We start from the raw sequence: 19,838 nt of genomic DNA, 5'->3' as shown, positions 1-19,838 counted from the left end.
GGTGTTCTCCGTCCGTGTCAGTTCATCAATGTCTGGTAAGTCAAATCCAGTGCCTGGCGGGCCTTGCCGACCAGCTCGTCGATCTCGGCCCGGGTGATCACCAGCGGCGGCGAGATGATCATGGTATCGCCCACCGCCCGCATCACCAGGCCCAGGTCGAAACTGTGCTCGCGGCACACCAGGCCGGCCCCGAGGCCGCTGGCAAAACGCCGCTTGCTCTGCCTGTCGGCCACCAGCTCCAGCGCCGCCACCAGCCCCAGGCCCCGGGTTTCGCCCACCAGGGGGTGCTCCCCCAGGCTGGCCCAGGCCCGCTGCAGGTAGGGGCCGGTATCAGTATGGACCCGTTCGACTATGTTTTCCGCCTGCATCACGGCGATATTGGCCAGCGCCACGGCGCAGGCCACCGGATGGCCGGAATAGGTGAAGCCGTGGAAGAATTCGCCGCCGCCGATCAGCCCCGCGGCCACCCGGCCCCCCACCGCCACCGCCCCCAGCGGCATGTAGCCGGAGGTGATGCCCTTGGCCATGCACAGCAGATCGGGCTGCAGATCGTAGTATTCGCTGGCGAACCAGTGGCCGGTGCGGCCGAAGCCGCAGATCACCTCGTCCACCACCAGCAGGATGTCGTACTGCCGGCAGATGCGCTTAATCTCGGGCCAGTAGCTGGCGGGCGGGATGATGACCCCGCCGGCACCCTGGATGGGTTCGCCGATAAAGGCCGCCACCCGCTCGGGGCCGAGCTCCAGGATTTTCCGCTCCAGCTGGCGGGCCCGCTCCAGGCCGAATTCGTGTTCATCCCGGCCCTGCCCTTCACCGAAGTGGTAGGGCTGGTCGATATGGACGATGTCGGGCAGCGGCAGGCCGCCCTGGGCATGCATCGGTTTCATGCCGCCGAGGGCGGCGCCGGCCAGGGTGGAGCCGTGGTAGGCGTTGTGTCGGCTGATGATCACCTTGCGCTCCGGCCGGCCCTGAGTGGCCCAGTAATGGCGCACCATGCGCACTACGGTGTCGTTGCACTCGGAGCCGGAGCCGGTGAAGAACAGGTGCTGCATGTCACCGGGCAGCAGGGTCGCCAGGGTGGCGGCCAGCTCGGTGGCCTGCGGATGGGTGGTCTGGAAGAACAGGTTGTAATAAGGCAGCTGGCGCAACTGCCGCTCGGCCGCGCGGATCAGCTCTTCCCGGCCGTAGCCCAGGTTGACGCACCACAGACCGGCCATGCCGTCGAGGATGCGGTTGCCATCGGCGTCCCACAGGTAGACGCCCTCGCCCTTCTCGATGATGCGGGTGCCCTTCTGGTGCAGCGCCTGGCTGTCGGTAAAGGGATGCAGATGGTGGGCGGCATCCAGTGCCTGCAGGCGGCTGCGGCTGCGTCCGTGTTGCTCTGCCATAGATGAACTCCGTTATCCGTTACACATTGAGCAGCAGGAATTCCCGCTCCCAGGCGCTGATCACGGTGAAGAATGCCTCGTATTCCTTGCGCTTGACCGAAATGAAGGCGTTGACGAAGCGCTGGCCGAAGATCTGGCGCAAGTCGTCGCACTGCTCCAGCTCCAGCAGCGCCTCTTCCAGGCTGCGGGCCAGGCCGAAGGGCATGTTGTAGGCGCTGCCCTGCACCTGTTCGGTGGGCTTGAGCTGTTGCATCATGCCCAGGTAGCCGCAGGCCAGGCTGGCGGCCAGGGCCAGGTAGGGGTTGGCGTCGGCGCCGGCGAAACGGTTTTCGACGCGCCGGTCCGCCGGCCCCGAGCGCGGCACCCGCAGGCCCACGGTGCGGTTGTCCTCGCCCCAGGCCATGTTGCGCGGCGCCGAATCCCCGAACGCCAGCCGGCGGTAGGAGTTGACGTTGGGGGCGAACAGGGCCACCGCGCTCGGGATATAACGCTGCATGCCGCCGATGTAGTGCAGGAACAGCTCGCTGTGGCTGCCGTCGGCGTTGGCGAACAGGTTGTTGCCGTTGACGTCCACCAGGCTCTGGTGGATGTGCATGGCGCTGCCCGGCTCGTTCTTCATCGGCTTGGCCATGAAGGTGGCGTACACGTGGTGGCGCATCGCCGCCTCGCGCATGGTGCGCTTGAACAGGAACACCTGATCCGCCAGATCCAGGGCATCGCCATGGATGAAGTTGACTTCCATCTGCGCCGCCCCGGACTCGTGGATCAGGGTGTCGACCTCCAGCTCCTGGGCCTCGCAGAAGTCGTACATCTCCTCGAAGATGGGATCGAATTCGTTGACCGCGTCGATGCTGAACGACTGGCGGGCGGTCTCCGGCCGGCCGTTGCGGCCGATGGGCGGCTCCAGCGGGTAGTCCCAGTCCTCGTTCTTCTTCACCAAAAAGAATTCCAGCTCCGGCGCCACCACCGGGCGCCAGCCCTGCTCCTCGTACAGCTTGAGCACCCGGCGCAGCACGCTGCGCGGCGCCATGTCCACCGGCTTGCCTTCGGCGTCGAAACAGTCGTGGATCACCTGGGCGGTGGGCTCGCTGGCCCAGGGCACCAGCCGCGGGGTATTGATGTCTGCGTGCAGCTCCATGTCGCGCTCGGTCCAGTCGATGTTGTCGTCTTCCGGCCAGTCGCCGTTGACGGTCTGCAGGAAGATGTTTTCCGGCAGGCGCATGCCCCCCTCCTTCAGGAACTTGCTGGCGGGCAGGATCTTGCCGCGCGCATTGCCGGTAAAGTCCGGCAACAGGCATTCCACTTCGGTAATGGCGTGCTGCTGCATCCAGATGCGCAACCATTCCATATCTCGCTTTTCGGGATCTTGAACACTCATAACCCAGGCTCATGGTGTGGGACACATCGGCAAGCATAGTCCATACTTGCCTAAAAATATGCTAGATATAGGAAATAGCAGTATTCGCAGGAAAAATCCAGTACCGGAAAGATAAACGGGATCAGCACCAAAATTAACAAAAATATCCATATATTAAACACCGGCGTCATGATTAGCTGAACCGGTGGTACCGAACTCGCGAGTTTAAGGATGAGCCCATGAACAAAGCCCATAGTGCCAAACATGGCCATAGCGCCAGACACCCCTGGTCGGACTACCAGTCCGTCGATCTGATGCTGTGCGACATCAACGGCGTGCTCCGGGGCAAGCGCATCCAGACCAGCGCCCTGGAAAATGCCCTGCGCGACGGCATCAGCCTGCCCGCCTCGGTGTTCGCGCTCGATATCACCGGCCAGACGGTGGAAGAAACCGGGCTCGGCTTCGCCCAGGGCGACAGCGATCGCGTCTGCCGGCTGCTGCCCCATACCCTGGCGCCCGTGCCCTGGCACAGAACCCCCTCCGGCCAGATCCTGATGACCATGGAGGAGAGCGACGGCAGCCCCTTCTTCGCCGATCCGCGCCACGTGCTGCAGAAGGTGGTGCAGCGGCTGCTGGACAAGGGCCTGCGCCCCTGCGTGGCGGTGGAGCTGGAATTCTACCTGGTGGATCAGAAGGTCGGCCCCGACGGCCTGCCCCAGCCGCCGATACTGCCCGGCACCGACGAGCGCATGCACGACACCCAGGTCTACTCCCTCGACGATCTCGACAGCTGGGAAGACTTCCTGGTGCGGGTGGCGGAAGTGTGCGAGATGCAGCACATCCCCGCCGACAACGCGGTGGCGGAATACGCCCCGGGCCAGTTCGAGATCAACCTGACCCACCAGAACGACGCCGTCGCCGCCTGCGACCAGGCGATACTGCTCAAGCGGGCGATCAAGGCCATCGCCATCAAGGAAGGCATGTACGCCACCTTCATGGCCAAGCCCTACAACGGCCAGGCCGGCTCGGGCATGCACATCCACGTCAGCCTGCTCGACGAGGCCGGCAACAACCTGTTTTCCGACAACCACGAGCTGCTGCGTCAGGCCATCGCCGGCAACTGCAGCATGCTGCCCGAATGCATGGCGCTGTTCGCCCCCAACGCCAATTCCTACCGCCGGCTGCAGCCGCAGATGTTCGTGCCGCTGCACGCCAGCTGGGGCTTCGACAACCGCACCGTGGCGCTGCGCATCCCCTCCGGCGACAAGAGCAACACCCGGCTCGAGCACCGGGTGGCCGGCGCCGACGCCAACCCCTACCTGGTGGTGGCGGCGATACTGGCGGCGGTGGATCACGGCATCAGCGAACAATTGCGCCCGCCGGCCCCCATCCAGGGCGACGCCAACAAGCTGGACTTGCAACTGCTGCCCTACCGCTGGCAGGATGCGCTCGACCGCTTCGCCCAGTCGCACCGGTTGTCCCAGTACCTGGGCAAGGATTTTCACCGCGCCTACCTTATCAACAAGCGCCACGAGCTGGCCGAGTTCGATCAGCACGTGACCCCGCTGGAGTACCAGTGGTATCAACATCTGGTTTAGCCATTTGGAGCCCTTATGCAACAGCACGCCGATTCCTACTATGCCGCCTCGGCCAACCTGGCCCTGAGCTATCCGCCGCTTGAAGAAGATCTGGAGGTGGATGTCTGCATCGTCGGTGCCGGCATCACCGGCGCCTCGGCGGCCCTGGCCCTGGCGCAGAAAGGTTACAAGGTAGCAGTGCTGGAGGCCCGGCTGGTGGGCTGGGGGGCCTCCGGGCGCAGCGGCGGCCAGATGATCTTCGGCTACGCCTGCGACCAGTCCAGGCTCACCCAGCTGGTGGGGATGGATACGAGCAAGGCGCTGTGGGACATCTCGCTCGAGGCCATGACGCTGATGCGCCGGCGCATCGAGGAACATCGCATCGACTGCGATCTGGCCGACGGCCACCTGCACGCGGCGGTCAAGCCCCGCCACCTGACCGAACTCGAAGGCTGGGCCGCCGATCTGCGCCGCCACTTCGGCTACGACGCCCTCGAGCTGTGGAGCAAGCAGCAGGTACAACAGCAGATGAGCAGCGACGCCTACCTGGGCGGGCTCTACGATCCCAACAGCGGCCATGTGCACCCGCTCAACTACACCCTGGGCCTGGTCAGGGCCGCGGCCGAGGCCGGCGCCCGCTTCTTCGAGCACAGCCCGGTCGTGCGCGTCGAGCAGGGCACCAGGCCGGTGGCCCACACCGCCCGCGGCCGGGTGCGCTGCCAGCACCTGCTGCTGTGCGGCAACGCCTATCTCGAGGGTATCGCCCCCGAGATAGAACGCAAGATCATGCCGGTGGGCACCTACATCACCGCCACCGAGCCGCTCGGCGAGGAACGCGCCCGCGAACTTATCCGCAACAACATGGCGGTGGCCGACATCAACTTCGTGCTCGACTACTTCCGCCTGAGCGCCGACCACCGGCTGCTGTTCGGCGGCCGGGTCAGTTACTCCCGGCTGGATCCGCTCAACCTGGCGGACGCCATGGGCCAGCGGCTGCGCCAGGTGTTCCCCCAGTTGCAGGGGGTGAAACAGCAGTACACCTGGGGCGGCTATGTGGGTATTACCATGAACCGGGCACCCCACTTCGGCCGGCTGAACGGCAATGTCTATTTCGCCCAGGGCTTTTCCGGCCACGGTATCGCCCTCACCGGCATGGCCGGCACCCTGATGGCCGAGGCCATTGCCGGCAGCGCCGAGCGTTTCGACCTGTTCGGCCGCATCCCGCACCACGATTTTCCCGGCGGCCGGCTGCTGCGCACCCCGGCGCTGGTGCTGGCCATGGCCTGGTACCGGCTGCGGGACAGACTCTAGCCGCTTGCCGAGGGCGGCGAAATATGCTCCATTGAGCAGGGTGAAGGAGGGGGTGAGCCATGGAGCAACTGGAGTTTTTTGACGTACCCAGCCCCTGCATCGGCGTCTGCCAGGTGAACAACAGGGGCTATTGCAAGGGCTGCCTGCGCAGCCGGGAAGAACGCTTCAACTGGCTGCAGATGAGCGCCCAGCAGCGGCGCGAGGTCATTCGCCTGTGCCAGGACCGCAAGCGCCGGGTACTGGCCGCCGCCCGCAAGAAACAGCTGGAGCTGGAACTGGTCCAGCAGGACTCTCCGCCCCAGGACTCACTGCCGCTTTAGGCCTGCAGCCGTTCGCCTATCCACCGGGCGATGCGCGCCGCCGGCACTGCTTCCAGGTGCAAATGATGGCCGCCGGCCAATAACTTGAGCTCCAGTTGCGGCACCAGGCCGGACAACGGCTCGACCCGCGCCAGGCCGATACCCGATTCCGCCATCACCAGCAGCACCGGCATGGTCAGCCGGCGCAGAAAGGCCGCGATTTGCGCCTCGCACAACCGCACCACCGACGGCTGGGTCAGCGCCAGATCGCTGCGCCAGTACCAGCCGCCGGCCTCCTCGCGCAGGCCCCGCGCCAGCAGCCAGGTGGCCGCCTCCCGGCTCACCGGCCAGCGCCCGCCCATACGCGCCCGCACCGCCTGCTCGACGCTGGCATAGGGCCGCAGGGCCCGGCGTTGCAGTCGGCCACTCTTCAGCAGCGCCTGCGCCATCTGCGCCGGCAGCTCATCGGCCGGATAATCGAGAGGGGCCAGGCCGTCGAGCAGGAACAATTGACTGACCCGCTCGGGAAAGGCGCCGGCAAACAGGCTGGCCACCCCGGCGCCCATGGAATGGCCGAGCAGGGCCACCCGCGCCAGCCCAAGGGTATCGAGCAGGGCCTGCACCTCGGCCACATTGTCCCAGATATAGTAGGGCTGGCCGGCGGGCCGGTGATCGGAAAGACCGTGGCCGGCCAGATCGATGGCGATCAGCCGTACCTCGGGCAACAACCTGGCCAGCAGGGTGAAACTCGCCGCGTTGTCGAGCCAGCCGTGCAGCGCCACCAGCGGCACGCCCCGCGGGTCGCCCCACTCCATCACCGCCAGCCGGCGGCCCTGGTGTCCGAATTGCCATGAACGATGCATCGGCAGGCGGGCGCTTAGCGGTTCCAGGACTCGGGGTACTTGTAGCCCTCGAAGCGCTTGATGGCATAGTCCTTGAAGGCGTCGGAGTTGTAGGCGGCGATCACATCCTGCACGAAGGCCTGGTCCCGGTCCTCGCTGCGAACCACCACCCAGTTGATGAAATCGTAGCTGCGCTCGAGGAAGAGGCCCTCGGCGAAGGGAATGCCGCTGGAGGCGGCGTAGTTGCCGTTGATCACCGAAAAGTCCACGTCCTGGCGCGAGCGCGGCAGCTGCGCCGCCTCCAGCGGCACCAGCCGGATGCCCTTGGGGTTTTCCGCCACATCGAATTCGCTGGCGCGCAGCGGATCTATCCCCTCTTTCAGGGTGATCCAGCCCATGTCTTCCAGCATCAACAGGGCCCGGGCCTGGTTGGTGGGATCGTTGGGAATGGCCACCGTGCTGCCCTGTTTGACCCGGTCGAGGGAGTCCAGCCGGCCGGAATAGAGCCCCATGGGGCCGGTGGGCACCTGGGTGATGGGACTGAGTTCCAGCCCCCTGTCCTTGCTGAAGGTCTCCAGGTAGGGCCGGTGCTGGAAGCAGTTCACGTCCAGCGCGCCTTCCGCCAGCGCCAGGTTGGGCATCACGTAATCGGTGAACTCCACCAGCTTCACGCTGTAACCCAGGGCTTCCAGCTGGGGCTTGATCGACTCGGTGACCATGTCGGCGAAGTCGCCGACCGTGGTGCCGATGACGATGTCCTTTTTCTCCTGGTCCACCGCCAACAGCGGAAACGAGCAGCAGGCCAGGGCCAGCAGGGACAGCTTGAGCAGGGGGCGAGGCATAATAACTCCTTGTGACGGATGACGCGGCGAGAGACTTGGCCGTTTAGACGGCCATATTAACAGAAGGAGTCAAACAGGCAATGGCTTTGCCACCTCAGACCCCGCGCTCGTTATTCCAGATCAGCACATGCAGTTGCGGCAGCACCCGGGCCCGGTACCAGCGGTCGGCGGTCACCTTCTCCACCAGCCAGCGCAGCCGGGCATTGAGCCGCTCGGGATCGGTGGTCAGCTCCGGCTGCTCGGGGGTGGCCGGCGTCGGGTTGCAGGGCTGCAGCACCAGCGGCAGTTGCGGGTAGTCGGCGGCCAGCGCCCGGGCCCAGCGGTAGTCCGCCTCGTCGGCGATCACCAGCTTGAGGCTGACTTGGGTGTCGGCCCCGGCGGCGGCGAGGCAGGCCTCGAACCGCTCCCGGTTGAACGCCATGCCCGAGGACGGCGGCTTGGGGCTGAGCGTCAGGTGGTCGAGCATCCCGAACCAGGCCTGTGCCTTGCTGCCCTGGGTTTCCATGGCGAAGGCATGGCCCTGCCCGTGGCCGAGCCGCAGCAGCTCGGTCAGCGGCTGCAGCGCCGGGTTGCCGCCGGAGAGCGTCACCAGTATGGGCTCGCCGCCACTCAGCCGGTTCACCTCGGCGAGCACGCCCCCGGCGTCCATGGGCCGCCAGTCGGCCTTGAAGCGCGGCTCCACCGCGTAGAGGGTGTCGCACCAGCTGCAGCGAAAGTCGCAGCCGCCGGTGCGCACGAACACCGTGGGCATGCCGATAAGCCGCCCTTCCCCCTGGATGGTGGGGCCGAAGATTTCACTGATGGCGATGCTCATGGCCGGTACTCGGCCCAGGTCTTGGGGGTTTCCGACACCGACATCGCGCTCACCTCGGGCCAGCGGGCGTGGGCCCAGTCGAACAGGTACCTGGCCAGCCGCTCGGCGGTGGTGCACTCGTCGCCCAGCACCTCGTTCAGGTGGCGGTGATCCAGCTCGTGATCGATAAAGCGTTTGAAGTCCGCCAGCTCCAGGTAGTCGCGCACGAAGCCGTACTGGTCGAGATGTTCGCTTTTCAGCTCGATCACCACCACGTAGTTGTGGCCGTGCAGCCGGGAGCAGGGATGATGATCCGGCATCTGCTTGAGCTGGTGGGAGGCGGAAAAATGAAACTCTTTCTTTATGGTGTACATGCTTTCACCCTCGCCACCGCTTCCCGCCAGTACTGCTCGTCCCGGTAGGGGGTGGGATCGGCCACCCCGGCCAGGGCCAGGGCCTCGATGCGCTCCACGCAGGTGCCGCAGCGACCGCAGTGGAGGTCACCGCCTTCGTAGCAGGACCAGGTGTCGGCCACCGGCACCGCGAAGCGCGCCGCGTCCCGGGCGATCCCGGTCTTGTCGCTGTTCACATAGGGAGCCAGCAGGGCCACCTCGGCCACGCCTTCGAGGGCGCGGGCCTGCATCTCGCCGAACAGGCGGATAAAGTCGGGCCGGCAGTCGGGATAGATGAAGTGATCGCCGCCGTGCACCGCCAGGGCCACGGTGTCGAGGCCGCGGGCGGCGGCCACGCCGAAGGCGATGGTGAGCATGATGGCGTTGCGGTTGGGCACCACCGTCACCTTCATGTTCTCTTCACTGTAATGGCCGTGGGGCACCTCGATGTCGTCGGTCAGCGCCGAGCCGGACAGTTGGCGGCCGATATGGCCGATGTCCATCACCAGGTGGGGCACCGCGAGCCGCTCGGCACAGCGGCGGGCGGCGTCGATTTCTTTCTTGTGGCGCTGGCCGTAGTCGAAGGTCAGCAGGGCGCCGAGGGACTGCTCCGCCGCCAGCCGATGGGCCAGGGTCACGGAGTCGAATCCGCCGGAGCAGATCAGTAACGCTTTCATATGGTGTCCTTGTTTTGTCCGGGTAGGCTGCGACCGGGTATAAAAAGCGGGGGCTATTTTAACGGCCGGACCCGCCTTGTCCACTGTTATCTGTACGCACCCGGGCTACAGGGCGACCGCGGTGCCGCTGACCCGGATGCCGCCCGCGGCAGGGATCGCGACCGCCAGCTCGCTGGGCCGGCCCATGGCCTCGCCCTGGCGGATCAGCAACCGGGCCGGCACCGGGACCAGCCCCGCGTCGCGCAGGTAGCCGCCCAGGGCCGCGGCGGCGGCCCCGGTCGCCGGATCCTCCACCACCCCGCCCACCGGAAAGGGATTGCGGGCGTGGAACAGGTTCGGCGTTTCCCGCCAGATCAGTTGCAGGGTGGTCAGATCCGCCGTCAGCATCAGCGTCCGCAGCGCCTCGACATCGTAGTCGAGCCGGGCCAGTCGGCCCGCGTCGGCCGCCGCCAGCACCAGGTGCCAGGCACCGGCATAGGCCAGCATGGGGGGAATGGCCGGATCCAGCTGTTCTTCCCGCCAGCCGAGCAGCGCCAGCACCCGCTGCAGCAGCGTGTCGTCCACCGGCCGCTGGCGGGGTCCCACCGAGGTCAGGGTGGCCCGCCACTGGCCGCCGGCCTCCCCGACCTCGACCGGCACCTCGCCCACCCGGGTGGCCAGCCGATAGGTGCCCTCGCCGCCGGTCTGGCCGAGCACCACGCCGGCGGCGATGGTGGCGTGACCGCAGAAACTGACCTCGGCCCGCGGGCTGTAGTAGCGGACGGTGCGCGCCGGGCCGGTCAGCGGGGCGATAAAGGCCGTCTCCGAGTAGCCGACCTCGGCGGCGATGCGCTGCATGGTGGCCGCATCGGGCAGCCGTTCGCCCAGCCAGACCCCGGCCGGGTTGCCCCCGGCGGGATCCGCGCTGAAGGCCGACAAACGATAAAGGGTACTGTTCATACGGTTGCTCCCGTTCGGTTCCTGTCCGGATGATGGCAGGGTCACCGCCGGATACAACCGATATTTTCTGTCTCCGGCCTTGGCTTTTTTCTCATCCCGCTCCCGGCCAAACGAAAAAAGGGCGCCGCAGCGCCCTTTTATAGGATAACCGAACCGGCTTATTGCTCGCCGAACTGCTCGGCCAGGTACAGCCAGGTGTCGATCACGGTGTCCGGATTGAGGGATACCGAGTCGATGCCCTGCTCCACCAGCCAGGCGGCGAAGTCGGCGTGATCCGAGGGCCCCTGGCCGCAGATGCCCACGTACTTGCCGGCCTTGCGCGCCGCCTGGATGGCCATGGACAGCAGCGCCTTCACCGCCTCGTCCCGCTCGTCGAAGGAGCCGGCCACCAGGCCCGAGTCCCGATCCAGCCCCAGGGTGAGCTGGGTCATGTCGTTGGAGCCGATGGAGAAGCCGTCGAAGTAGGCCAGGAACTTGTCCGCCAACAGGGCGTTGGAGGGCAGTTCGCACATCATGATCACCTTGAGCCCGTTCTCGCCGCGCTTCAGCCCGTTCTCGGCCAGGATGTCGATGACCGAAGCCGCCTCGGACAGGGTGCGCACGAAGGGGATCATGATCTCGACGTTGGTCAGGCCCATGTCGCCCCGTACCCGCTTCATCGCCTCGCACTCCATGGCGAAGCAGTCGCGGAAGTCCTCGGAAATGTAGCGGGAGGCGCCGCGGAAGCCCAGCATGGGGTTTTCCTCGTCCGGCTCGTAAGCGTCACCGCCCAGCAGGTTGGCGTATTCGTTGGACTTGAAGTCGGACAGCCGCACGATGACCCGCTCCGGCCAGAAGGCGGCGGCCAGGGTCGAGATGCCCTCGGCCAGCTTGGCCACGAAGAACTCGCGCGGGCTGTCGTAGCCAGCGATCATCTCGTCGATCTTGAGCTTGAGCTCGGGGCTCTGGCGGTCGTACTCCAGCAGTGCCTTGGGGTGGACGCCGATCATGCGGTTGATGATGAACTCGAGCCGCGCCAGGCCCACACCGGCGTTGGGCAGCTGGGCGAAGTCGAAGGCCCGGTCCGGGTTGCCCACGTTCATCATCACCTTCACCGGCGACAACGGCATGGCGCCCACTTCGGAGGTGGCCACATTGAACTCGAGCCTGCCGTCATAGATAAAGCCGGTGTCGCCCTCGGCGCAGGACACGGTCACTTCCTGGCCGTCCTCGATGCGGCTGGTGGCGTCGCCACAGCCCACCACGGCGGGAATACCCAGCTCACGGGCGATGATGGCGGCATGGCAGGTGCGGCCACCCCGGTTGGTGACGATGGCGGCGGCCCGCTTCATGATCGGCTCCCAGTCCGGGTCGGTCATGTCGGTCACCAGCACGTCGCCGGCCTTGATCTGGTCCATCTGCTCGATGCTGTCGATGACCTTGGCCACGCCGGCGCCGATCTTGTGGCCGATGGCACGCCCCTCGGCCACCACCCGGCCTTGTTCGTTCAGGGCGAAACGCTCCAGCACGTTGGCGTCCTGGCGGCTGCGCACGGTTTCCGGCCGCGCCTGGACGATGTAGAGCTTGCCGTCGACCCCGTCCCTGGCCCACTCGATGTCCATCGGGCGGCCGTAGTGCTGCTCGATGATCAGCGCCTGCTTGGCCAGTTCCATCACCTCGTCGTTGGTGAGCGAGAACTGGCGCCGTTCTTCCTTGCTGGTCTCCCTGATCTCCACCTGCTTGCCGTGCTCCTCGGCATTGGCGTAGATCATCTTCTGCAGCTTTGACCCCAGGGTCTTGCGCACCACTGCCGGCCGGCCGGCCTTGAGGGTGGGCTTGTGCACGTAGAATTCATCCGGGTTGACCGCCCCCTGCACCACCATTTCGCCCAGGCCCCAGGCGGAGGTGACGAACACCACCTGATCGAAGCCGGACTCGGTGTCCAGGGTGAACATCACGCCGGAGGCGGCGATGTCGGAGCGCACCATGCGCTGGATACCGGCGGACAGCGCCACGCCACGGTGGTCGTAACCCTGGTGCACCCGGTAGGAAATGGCCCGGTCGTTGAACAGGGAGGCGAACACATGCTTAATGGCCACCATCACCGCGTCCAGGCCGCGCACGTTGAGGAAGGTTTCCTGCTGGCCGGCGAAGGAGGCGTCGGGCATGTCCTCGGCGGTGGCGGAAGAGCGCACCGCGAAGGAGGCCTGATCTCCGCCCTGGCCGGCCAGCTCGGCGTAGGCGCCGGCGATGGCGCTTTCCAGCGCCGGCTGGAAGGGGGTGTCGATCACCCACTGGCGGATGGTGCGGCCGGCTTCGCCCAGGGCACTGATGTTGTCCACGTCGAGTCGGTCCAGCAGGTCGTGAATCCTTGCATTCAGCCCGCTCTGCTCCAGAAACTCATTAAAGGCGAAGGCGGTGGTGGCGAAACCGCCGGGTACCGACACGCCGGCACCGGCCAGTTGACTGATCATCTCGCCCAGGGAGGCATTTTTGCCGCCGACCCGGTCCACGTCATGCATACCGAGTTGTTCGTACCAAATCACATAATCCTGCACTGCCACGTCTCCAAAAGTTGTGTTCTCGGGGTTTCCGTATCTCACCGTATGTCGCGGTGGACCGTGTGCGTTGTTCCGGCCCTTTATTATTTGATTGCGACGGTGGGCCTGCACACGGAATGATTCTACAATGGCGCCAAAAAGCAGGTAAACGTTTTACCTGGGACAAATGTTAAAAGTGAGATCTGGAGGTCCCATGCACACGGTTTTTTATGTTTCTGATGGGACGGCGATCACAGCCGAAGTGTTCGGCCACGCGGTGCTGAGCCAGTTTCCCCTGCCCTTTGAGCAACTTACCATCCCCTTCGTGGAAGACGCAGACAAGGCGCGGTTGGTACAGGCCAGGATCAATGAAAGCTATCACCAGAGCGGCAAGCAGCCGCTGGTGTTCCACACCATAGTGGACGACGAGCTGCGCCGCATCATCACCGGCAGCGACGCCATGTGCTACGACTTCCTCAACACCTTCGTGGCCCCTATCGAGCAGCAACTGGGGGTCAGGGCCGAGCCGCGCACCCACCGCACCCACGGCATGGAGAACAAGCAGCACTACGATGCTCGTATCGATGCGGTGAACTACGCCCTCGACAACGATGACGGGGTCAACACCAAGGAGTACGACGAAGCCGATATCATACTGGTAGGCGTGTCCCGCTGCGGCAAAACCCCCACCAGCCTGTACCTGGCACTGCAGTTCGGTATCCGGGTGGCCAACTACCCCTTTATCGACCAGGACATGAGCCGGCTGACCCTGCCGCCCGCACTCAAGGCCAACCGGCACAAGCTGTTCGGGCTGACCATCGACATCAGCCGGCTGCAGGAAATCCGCCAGCGCCGCCGGGCGGACAGCCGCTACGCGGCCATCGACCAGTGCCGTTACGAGCTCTCCCAGGTGGAGAAGCTGTTCCGCATGGAGGCCATTCCCTTTATCGACACCACCTACCACTCGGTGGAAGAGATCTCGGTCAAGATCCTGGAGCGCACCGGCATCCGTCGTCGCATCTACTGATTGCATACAACTTTGACTGTTTAAAATGAGAAACCACGCTCACCATTGGACACAAAAAAGAACAAAATGTTGATTTAGTGTTTACATAAATGTATACATTACACTCGATGTTTAACCTGTTCTTTGGAACCGGAAGACCAATGATGAACATGGACGTCTGGCCAGTGTTCGACCCACGGCGAGCCGACCCGGTACGGACCGGCCAGGCCCGCCGGCGTCGGGGTCCGGTTCGTTCCAGCAAGGCGACCGGCGGCATGATTGCCGATACCGGTGGTGTGGCCTGACTCACGCAATGATCCCGACAATAACGCGTGAGCAGGAAGCAGAAACTCACTTGAGCAACACTCAGGGACTTATCGCAATGAAACACAGTCAAAGCAAGTCAGTATTCGATTATTATGGCAAGCCCTCGTTCGGCAAGGCGCTGCCGCTGTCGTTCCAGCACATACTGGCGATGATCATGGGGGCGGTCACCCCGCCGCTGATCGTGGCCGGCGTGGCCGGGGCCAACGCTCAGGAGACCATGTTGCTGGTGCAGATCGCCCTGCTGTTTTCCGGCATCTCCACCCTGTTGCAGCTCTACCCGGTCGGCCGCCTCGGTGCCGGCATGCCGACCATTTTCGGGGTCGGTTTCGCCTATGTGCCCAGCCTGATTGCCATCGGCAGTGTATACGGTATCCCCGGCATTCTGGGTGCACAAATCGCCGGTGGTGTCGCCATGATAGTGGTGGGCATCTTTATCAAGCAGATCCGCCACCTGTTTCCGCCGGTGGTGGCCGGCACCGTGGTACTGGTGATCGGCCTCTCCCTCTACGACATCGCCATCAAGTACATGGCCGGCAGTGGCAACGTGACCGCGGACGGCTTCGGCAGCGGCCAGAACTGGCTGGTGGGCCTGACCACCCTGGCGGTGGTGCTGTGCTGTTCCCAGTTCGCCAGGGGCTACCTGCGCCTGGCCGCCATCATCGTCGGCATCCTGGTGGGCTATGCGATGGCCTTTTTCTTCGGCATGGTCGACTTCTCCCGGCTACACGAAGCGCCCTGGGTGATGGTGCCCACCCCCTTCGCGCTCGGCATCGAATTCCACGCCTCCGCCGTGATCTCCATGGTGGTGATCTGCATCGTCAACTCGGTGCAGACCATCGGCGATCTGTCCGCCACCGCCGTGGGCGGCATGAACCGCGAGCTGAAGGACGAGGAGCTGTCCGGCGGCCTGCTCGGCAACGGCGTCTGTACCCTGGTCGGCGCCTTCTTCGGCGGCCTGCCCACCGCCTCCTTCAGCCAGAACGTCGGTATCGTCGCCATGACCAAGGTGATCAGCCGTTATGTGCTGGGCATCGCCGCCGCCTTCCTGATCCTGGCGGGGCTGCTGCCCAAGTTCGGCGCCGCCATGACCACCATCCCCTACCCGGTGCTGGGCGGCGCCACCATCATCGTGTTCGGCATGATCACCATGACCGGCATCCAGCTGCTGGTGAAGGACGAGCTGTCGTCCCGTAATATCACCATAGTGGCGTTGTCGGTGGCCCTGGCCATGGGTATCAATACCGTGCCCGAGGCCATCGCCCAGTTGCCGGATACCGCCCGCATGCTGGTAGGCTCGCCGGTGATCGTGGCCGCCACCGTCGCCTTTACCCTGAACATGCTGCTGCCGAAGAAATCCCTGCAGGACGAAGCCCGCGAGCGGGAACAGATCGAACGGGAGATGAACAGCGACGAGCCGGCCACCGATTATCACAACAAGCAGATGAAGGTGGAAGCCAGCAACTGAAAGGGTCAGCCCCGGGGCAAACCGCTCCCCCCGAATAACAGCAAGCCGGTCACTGACCGGCTTTCTCTTTATCCGGGTTATCCGGGTTATCCGGGGAGGCCGTTGCCGGCCCCGGTGCTGGCTACTTCAGCCGCCACAGGGTCATTTCCGCCAGGGTATGCTGGAACTTGCGGCGAGTTTCGCGGATCACGAAGGGGATGTCTTCCTGCCCCGCCAGCTCGAAGCGCTCGCCCAGCACCGCCCTGAGGCCGTCCAGGGTGGTGAAGTTCTCGCCGTTGACCTTGACCCCGCCCAGCCACTTGGCCCTGGGGGTGTGCTCTTCCAGCCAGGTATAGGGCGAGGTCAGCACCAGGTAGCCGCCGGGGTTGAGCCGCTCATGCACCTGACCAAGAAACAGGGCCGGGTTGTACAGCCGATCGATCAGGTTGCCGCAGAAGATCAGATCATAACCGCTGAAACGGGGCTTGAGGTTGCAGGCATCCCCCTGCACGAAGTCGACCTTGTGCGCCAGGCCGGCGTAGCCCAGCTCGGCCAGGCCGGTCTCCTTGAACTCCACCAGCTCGCCTTCGACGGGAATGGCGAAGCGGGTCTGGCCGCTTTCCTTCAGCTGGAAGCCGTGCTGGATAAAACGGGCGGAAAAATCGATGCCGTCCACCCGCTCGAAGTGGCGGGCCAGCTCGAAACTGGCGCGCCCGACCGAGCAGCCCAGATCCAGCGCCTTGCCCCTGTTGAGCCCGGGGATCCGCGCCAGCAGGGTCTGCACGCAGGCCACCGGGTAGTTGGCCACCCCGAAGTATTCGGACCCGTAGTGGAACTCCAGGTACTGGGCCACCAGATCGTCGGTTTCATAGGTATTCACGGGCTCCACGGGCACCTCGGCATGGTCGGATTCGATGTAACGGAAGCCGGCATGCTGGAAAAAATGCCGGCGGAAGGCGTAGCGGGAATAGCGGGTGGCTTCGTTGCCGGTGGAGATCCAGGAACCGCCCTTGATCAGGTTGTGCCGGTTGTCGAAGGTGGGCGTGGAGAAATCGTCGTACAGCGGGTGCACCTCGAAGCCGGGAAAGCCGTCGACCGGGGTTTCGGTCCACTGCCAGACATTGCCGACCAGATCGTGGATACCGTCCACCGCGAAGCGGTCCACCGGGCAGGACGAGGCATGGTGCTCCAGGTTGAGGTTGCCCGGTGCCCGTTCCCAGTCGGGCTGATCGGCGTCGAGCCGGTTGCGCAGCAGGGTCCATTCCGCCTCGGTGGGCAGCCGCACATGGGTGCCGGTTTGCCCGGCTTTCCAGTTGCAGAAGGCCTTGGCCTCCAGGTAGTTGACCTCCGCCGGCCAGTCCAGCGGCAGCGGCACCTCCTGCAGCAGGTTGCGCTGGTAATACTCGTCGTGGCGCCGGCTCCAGAAGCGGGGCATGGCGGCCCGGCTGAAGGCGAGCCACCGGCGGCCTTCCTCGGTCCAGTATTCCGGGTTCCGGTAGCCGCCGGCCTGCACGAACTGCAGGTATTCGCCGTTGGACACCAGGAAGCGGGATACCCGGAACGGCTGCACCGCCACCGTCTTGCGGCCGTATTCGTTGTCCCAGCCGTAGCTGGCGGCGGTGTCCGGCTTGCCCAGGGTGATCGTCTCCCCGGCCACCGGCAGCAGGCCGTTTTCCGGCGCCGGCCCCGATTCGGTGCAGGTTGCGGACCAGATCGGATGGGACCGCAGACAGTCCAGCGGCAGCATGCGCATGATCACCGAGGACGTTTCCAGATGGATACGCTCGTGCTCGATGCCCATCAGCACCACCCAGGCCGGCGAGTCGGGGGTGATCGGCAGGCTGAGCGGCATCGAGCCTATCAGCTCGTCCACCTGCGTCCGCACCCGATCCCGGTAGGCCCGGGTCTGCGCCACCGTGGGCCAGTCGTAGTGGGTGCTGTCCAGATCGTCCCAGGACATCTCGTCCACCCCGATGGCGAACATCGACTCCAGCCGTTCGTCCAGCCGCCGCTGGATATATTTGCCCAGCACCAGCTTGTTGATGAAAAACACCGCCGTGTGCCCGAAATAGAAGATCAGCGGATGGCGCAGCGGCTCGGCACGCAGGTAATAGGCCTGGTCGCGGGCAAGGCAATCGAACAGGGTCTCGTAAAGGCTGAAGGTCTGGTGAAAATAGGCTCTGATTTCTTCCCGTTTCTGCTCCGCCGAGGCGCCGGTAAGCAGCGGTGTTTTGGTGACTATCTGAGCGAGTTGTTCCATGGCGTTATCCCTGACCACTTGTTTTTTGAATACGTTACCGTGACCGGCGCACAATGAGAAGGAAAAAGCCCCTGCGGCCGGCACCGCCACCCTCGGCAGAAGACCCGCGCAGGCGCGGATTGCTTCATTAATTTCCCCTTTGCGGTTGTTTTTTCCATTTTAGCCCCAAGGCTTATAGCAGCATCGGGCCAACAACCAAGGGGACGGGATGAAAACCATAGGACTGCTCGGCGGCATGAGCTGGGAGAGTACCGGTCATTATTACAGTTTGCTCAACGAAGGGGTCAGGCAGGCCAGGGGGGGACTGCATTCCGCCCCCATCGCCATGGTGAGCGTCGACTTCGCGCCGCTCGCCGCCTGGATGAAGGACGGCGACTGGGATGCCATCCGCCGCCACCTGACGGCCAAGGCCCGCCAGGTGGAAGCCGCCGGCGCCGATTTTTTGCTGCTCGGCACCAATACCATGCACAAGGTGGCGGACGACATCGCCGCCGCCATCGACATTCCGCTGCTGCACCTCATCGACGCCACCGCCGCCGCGGTCAAGGCCCGGGGCATCGACTCGGTGGGACTGCTCGGCACCCGCACCACCATGACGGATCCCTTCTACGCCGACCGCCTGCGCGCCCACGGCCTGGAGGTCCGGCTGCCCGGCCCCGCCGCCCGCGACAAGCTGGATCGCATCATCTTCGAGGAGCTGTGCCTGGGCCGCTTCACCGACGCCTCCCGCCGGGAGCTGCTGTACATGATGGCGGATCTGCGCCAGGCCGGGGCCCAGGGCATCGTCGAGGGCTGTACCGAAATCGGCATGCTGGTAGAACCTTCCCATACCCGGATGCCGCTGTTCGACACCACCCGCATTCACGCCCGGGCGGCGGTCAGGACGGCCCTCGGGGACTAGACGCCACTTTCAGCCGGAGCCTGGTTTTCTGGCCCGGCGGGTACAAAAAAGGGCGTGCCAGGCACACCCAAACACAAGGAACGCGGTCCGTCAGCGGGCTTGCACCGCCTCGACAAAGCCGGCACGGGCGCGGGTGACGCCCAGCCGCTCGGCTTCCGCCAGCAGGCTCAGGGCCTGGTCGATATCGCCAGCGGCGACGGCGGTGCGGATGGCCCGCAGGAAGTAGCTCTCGGTCTCGGCCAAGGGTGCGACGGCCGCTCGTTCTGCGGCAACCGAAGGAGACACGCCGAGAGGAGTGACCCCCTGCCGTTGCTCGGCCACCAGCCTGAGCCCGAGGGTGCCGGCCGGCCGGTGGACCACGGGGACATCGGCGATGGCCGGCGGCTGGTTGCCCAGGGCCCGCGCATGTACCTTGGCGGGATGCGGCATCAGGGTCACCCGGGCCAGATCCTCTGCCCGGGTAAACACCAGCATGTAGACCCGCTGCTGCCCCGGCATCGGGGTCAGGGTGATGTGTCCTTCCAGCCGGTCGGCCTGCAACAGCCGCCCGGAGGCGAAGGGAAAAGCCTCGCTGGGGTAGAACGCCGCCGGCTGCAGCCGCTCGTCCAGGATCAGCACATTGGGGGCGAACACCTGGTGGCGTTCGCTCACCAGGCTGTGCAGGGTGATGTCCAGGGTGCCCCGGTCGGCGGGCAGGGCGAAGGCGGCGACCGGCCCCTCGCCCAGCCCGGTGTCGAGCCGGGGGCTGGCGGCATCGAGGACGATGCGTTCATGTGCCGTCGGGGCCAGCGGCTGCCAGTGCAGGGCGGCCAGTTGCTGCTGGCCGATGGCGGGCAGGGCCGGCGGCACCTCGGCCGCCGCCACGGGTTGGGCGGCCAGCAAGGCACTACCCAGGCACAGTGCCATCAGGGTGTTGTTCACGATGTTTCCTACTCCGTTGTAATGCCCGGTGGTCGAACGAGTT

General features: G+C 65.3%; 18 protein-coding genes. 7 read left to right on the top strand and 11 right to left on the bottom strand.

The features are described 5' to 3' along the window. Positions 1-17: 17 nt before the first annotated feature. Both C7H85_RS01590 and C7H85_RS01585 read right to left on the bottom strand, forming a co-directional pair. Entirely contained in the window at positions 18-1,388 is a 1,371-nt protein-coding gene (locus C7H85_RS01590) for an aspartate aminotransferase family protein (protein ID WP_106727969.1), read from the bottom strand. 19 nt (positions 1,389-1,407) lie between these two features. Next, on the bottom strand, positions 1,408-2,766 hold the full coding sequence (locus C7H85_RS01585; protein WP_425445056.1) for a glutamine synthetase family protein: 1,359 nt from the start codon (positions 2,764-2,766) through the stop codon (positions 1,408-1,410). 218 nt (positions 2,767-2,984) lie between these two features. On the opposite strand from C7H85_RS01585, the gene C7H85_RS01580 reads away from it, so the two are divergent. The 3 genes from C7H85_RS01580 to C7H85_RS01570 are packed head-to-tail and all read left to right on the top strand — an operon-like array spanning position 2,985 to position 5,953. Then, positions 2,985-4,343, top strand: coding sequence for a glutamine synthetase family protein (locus tag C7H85_RS01580; protein WP_106727968.1), 1,359 nt, complete (start codon positions 2,985-2,987; stop codon positions 4,341-4,343). 15 nt (positions 4,344-4,358) lie between these two features. Next, positions 4,359-5,633, top strand: a complete 1,275-nt coding sequence (locus C7H85_RS01575) for an NAD(P)/FAD-dependent oxidoreductase (RefSeq protein ID WP_106727967.1) — start codon at positions 4,359-4,361, stop codon at positions 5,631-5,633. Between the two features lie 59 nt (positions 5,634-5,692). Next, complete coding sequence (locus C7H85_RS01570; RefSeq protein WP_106727966.1) at positions 5,693-5,953, top strand: DUF1289 domain-containing protein; 261 nt, start codon at positions 5,693-5,695, stop codon at positions 5,951-5,953. On the opposite strand, the gene C7H85_RS01565 is transcribed toward C7H85_RS01570, so the two are convergent. The 7 genes from C7H85_RS01565 to ppsA form a co-directional block, all read right to left on the bottom strand. Further along, positions 5,950-6,795 carry an alpha/beta fold hydrolase gene (locus C7H85_RS01565; RefSeq protein WP_106727965.1) on the bottom strand — a complete coding sequence of 282 codons (846 nt, stop codon included), beginning with the start codon at positions 6,793-6,795 and terminating at the stop codon, positions 5,950-5,952. The two genes, C7H85_RS01570 and C7H85_RS01565, sit on opposite strands and share 4 nt — an antisense overlap. Before the next feature lie 14 nt (positions 6,796-6,809). Then, positions 6,810-7,616, bottom strand: a complete 807-nt coding sequence (locus tag C7H85_RS01560) for a MetQ/NlpA family ABC transporter substrate-binding protein (RefSeq protein WP_106727964.1) — start codon at positions 7,614-7,616, stop codon at positions 6,810-6,812. Positions 7,617-7,710: 94 nt separating this feature from the next. Beyond that, entirely contained in the window at positions 7,711-8,430 is a 720-nt protein-coding gene (queE, locus tag C7H85_RS01555; protein ID WP_106727963.1) for a 7-carboxy-7-deazaguanine synthase QueE, read from the bottom strand. Then, a complete protein-coding gene (locus C7H85_RS01550; protein WP_106727962.1) occupies positions 8,427-8,783 on the bottom strand; it encodes a 6-pyruvoyl trahydropterin synthase family protein in 357 nt (118 codons plus the stop codon). Before C7H85_RS01550 ends, queE begins: the two co-directional genes overlap by 4 nt. Continuing rightward, on the bottom strand, positions 8,771-9,478 hold the full coding sequence (gene queC, locus C7H85_RS01545) for a 7-cyano-7-deazaguanine synthase QueC (protein WP_106727961.1): 708 nt from the start codon (positions 9,476-9,478) through the stop codon (positions 8,771-8,773). The genes C7H85_RS01550 and queC overlap by 13 nt, the downstream gene beginning before the upstream one ends. 105 nt (positions 9,479-9,583) lie before the next feature. Beyond that, positions 9,584-10,417, bottom strand: a complete 834-nt coding sequence (locus C7H85_RS01540; RefSeq protein ID WP_106727960.1) for a PhzF family phenazine biosynthesis protein — start codon at positions 10,415-10,417, stop codon at positions 9,584-9,586. Between the two features lie 158 nt (positions 10,418-10,575). Next, positions 10,576-12,954 (bottom strand): phosphoenolpyruvate synthase, encoded by a 2,379-nt coding sequence (gene ppsA, locus C7H85_RS01535; protein WP_106727959.1) that lies wholly within the window; start codon positions 12,952-12,954, stop codon positions 10,576-10,578. A gap of 196 nt (positions 12,955-13,150) precedes the next feature. Between ppsA and ppsR the strand changes: the two genes are divergently transcribed. The 3 genes from ppsR (at position 13,151) to C7H85_RS01525 (ending at position 15,734) form a co-directional block, all read left to right on the top strand. Then, positions 13,151-13,963 (top strand): posphoenolpyruvate synthetase regulatory kinase/phosphorylase PpsR, encoded by an 813-nt coding sequence (gene ppsR, locus C7H85_RS01530; RefSeq protein ID WP_106727958.1) that lies wholly within the window; start codon positions 13,151-13,153, stop codon positions 13,961-13,963. Between the two features lie 149 nt (positions 13,964-14,112). Then, the gene (locus tag C7H85_RS20200) at positions 14,113-14,247 is read left to right on the top strand and encodes a hypothetical protein (protein ID WP_281257552.1); all 135 of its coding nucleotides are present in this window, start codon (positions 14,113-14,115) and stop codon (positions 14,245-14,247) included. Between the two features lie 77 nt (positions 14,248-14,324). Beyond that, the gene (locus C7H85_RS01525; RefSeq protein ID WP_106727957.1) at positions 14,325-15,734 is read left to right on the top strand and encodes a uracil-xanthine permease family protein; all 1,410 of its coding nucleotides are present in this window, start codon (positions 14,325-14,327) and stop codon (positions 15,732-15,734) included. 121 nt (positions 15,735-15,855) lie between these two features. On the opposite strand, the gene ovoA is transcribed toward C7H85_RS01525, so the two are convergent. Then, on the bottom strand, positions 15,856-17,973 hold the full coding sequence (ovoA, locus tag C7H85_RS01520; protein WP_106727956.1) for a 5-histidylcysteine sulfoxide synthase: 2,118 nt from the start codon (positions 17,971-17,973) through the stop codon (positions 15,856-15,858). 208 nt (positions 17,974-18,181) lie between these two features. On the opposite strand from ovoA, the gene C7H85_RS01515 reads away from it, so the two are divergent. Next, complete coding sequence (locus tag C7H85_RS01515; RefSeq protein ID WP_106727955.1) at positions 18,182-18,874, top strand: aspartate/glutamate racemase family protein; 693 nt, start codon at positions 18,182-18,184, stop codon at positions 18,872-18,874. A 90-nt stretch (positions 18,875-18,964) separates the two neighbouring features. On the opposite strand, the gene C7H85_RS01510 is transcribed toward C7H85_RS01515, so the two are convergent. Beyond that, positions 18,965-19,795, bottom strand: a complete 831-nt coding sequence (locus C7H85_RS01510; RefSeq protein ID WP_106727954.1) for a MalM family protein — start codon at positions 19,793-19,795, stop codon at positions 18,965-18,967. Positions 19,796-19,838 lie beyond the last annotated feature (43 nt).

It is taken from the genome of Zobellella endophytica, from assembly GCF_003012775.1.
Taxonomy (GTDB): domain Bacteria; phylum Pseudomonadota; class Gammaproteobacteria; order Enterobacterales; family Aeromonadaceae; genus Oceanimonas; species Oceanimonas endophytica.
This window is presented reverse-complemented; position numbering and strand designations above follow the sequence as displayed.

What these genes read in the sequence shown, in the direction of transcription:
- C7H85_RS01575 (WP_106727967.1), top strand. Translation starts at nt 4,359, where the DNA reads ATGCAACAGCACGCCGATTCCTACTATGCCGCCTCGGCCAACCTGGCC.
- C7H85_RS01515 (WP_106727955.1), top strand. Translation starts at nt 18,182, where the DNA reads ATGAAAACCATAGGACTGCTCGGCGGCATGAGCTGGGAGAGTACCGGT.
- C7H85_RS01540 (WP_106727960.1), bottom strand. Translation starts at nt 10,417, where the DNA reads ATGAACAGTACCCTTTATCGTTTGTCGGCCTTCAGCGCGGATCCCGCC.
- C7H85_RS01570 (WP_106727966.1), top strand. Translation starts at nt 5,693, where the DNA reads ATGGAGCAACTGGAGTTTTTTGACGTACCCAGCCCCTGCATCGGCGTC.
- C7H85_RS01580 (WP_106727968.1), top strand. Translation starts at nt 2,985, where the DNA reads ATGAACAAAGCCCATAGTGCCAAACATGGCCATAGCGCCAGACACCCC.
- C7H85_RS01565 (WP_106727965.1), bottom strand. Translation starts at nt 6,795, where the DNA reads ATGCATCGTTCATGGCAATTCGGACACCAGGGCCGCCGGCTGGCGGTG.
- C7H85_RS01560 (WP_106727964.1), bottom strand. Translation starts at nt 7,616, where the DNA reads ATGCCTCGCCCCCTGCTCAAGCTGTCCCTGCTGGCCCTGGCCTGCTGC.
- ovoA (WP_106727956.1), bottom strand. Translation starts at nt 17,973, where the DNA reads ATGGAACAACTCGCTCAGATAGTCACCAAAACACCGCTGCTTACCGGC.
- C7H85_RS01585 (WP_425445056.1), bottom strand. Translation starts at nt 2,766, where the DNA reads ATGAGTGTTCAAGATCCCGAAAAGCGAGATATGGAATGGTTGCGCATC.
- C7H85_RS20200 (WP_281257552.1), top strand. Translation starts at nt 14,113, where the DNA reads ATGGACGTCTGGCCAGTGTTCGACCCACGGCGAGCCGACCCGGTACGG.
- ppsR (WP_106727958.1), top strand. Translation starts at nt 13,151, where the DNA reads ATGCACACGGTTTTTTATGTTTCTGATGGGACGGCGATCACAGCCGAA.
- C7H85_RS01590 (WP_106727969.1), bottom strand. Translation starts at nt 1,388, where the DNA reads ATGGCAGAGCAACACGGACGCAGCCGCAGCCGCCTGCAGGCACTGGAT.
- queE (WP_106727963.1), bottom strand. Translation starts at nt 8,430, where the DNA reads ATGAGCATCGCCATCAGTGAAATCTTCGGCCCCACCATCCAGGGGGAA.
- C7H85_RS01525 (WP_106727957.1), top strand. Translation starts at nt 14,325, where the DNA reads ATGAAACACAGTCAAAGCAAGTCAGTATTCGATTATTATGGCAAGCCC.
- C7H85_RS01550 (WP_106727962.1), bottom strand. Translation starts at nt 8,783, where the DNA reads ATGTACACCATAAAGAAAGAGTTTCATTTTTCCGCCTCCCACCAGCTC.
- queC (WP_106727961.1), bottom strand. Translation starts at nt 9,478, where the DNA reads ATGAAAGCGTTACTGATCTGCTCCGGCGGATTCGACTCCGTGACCCTG.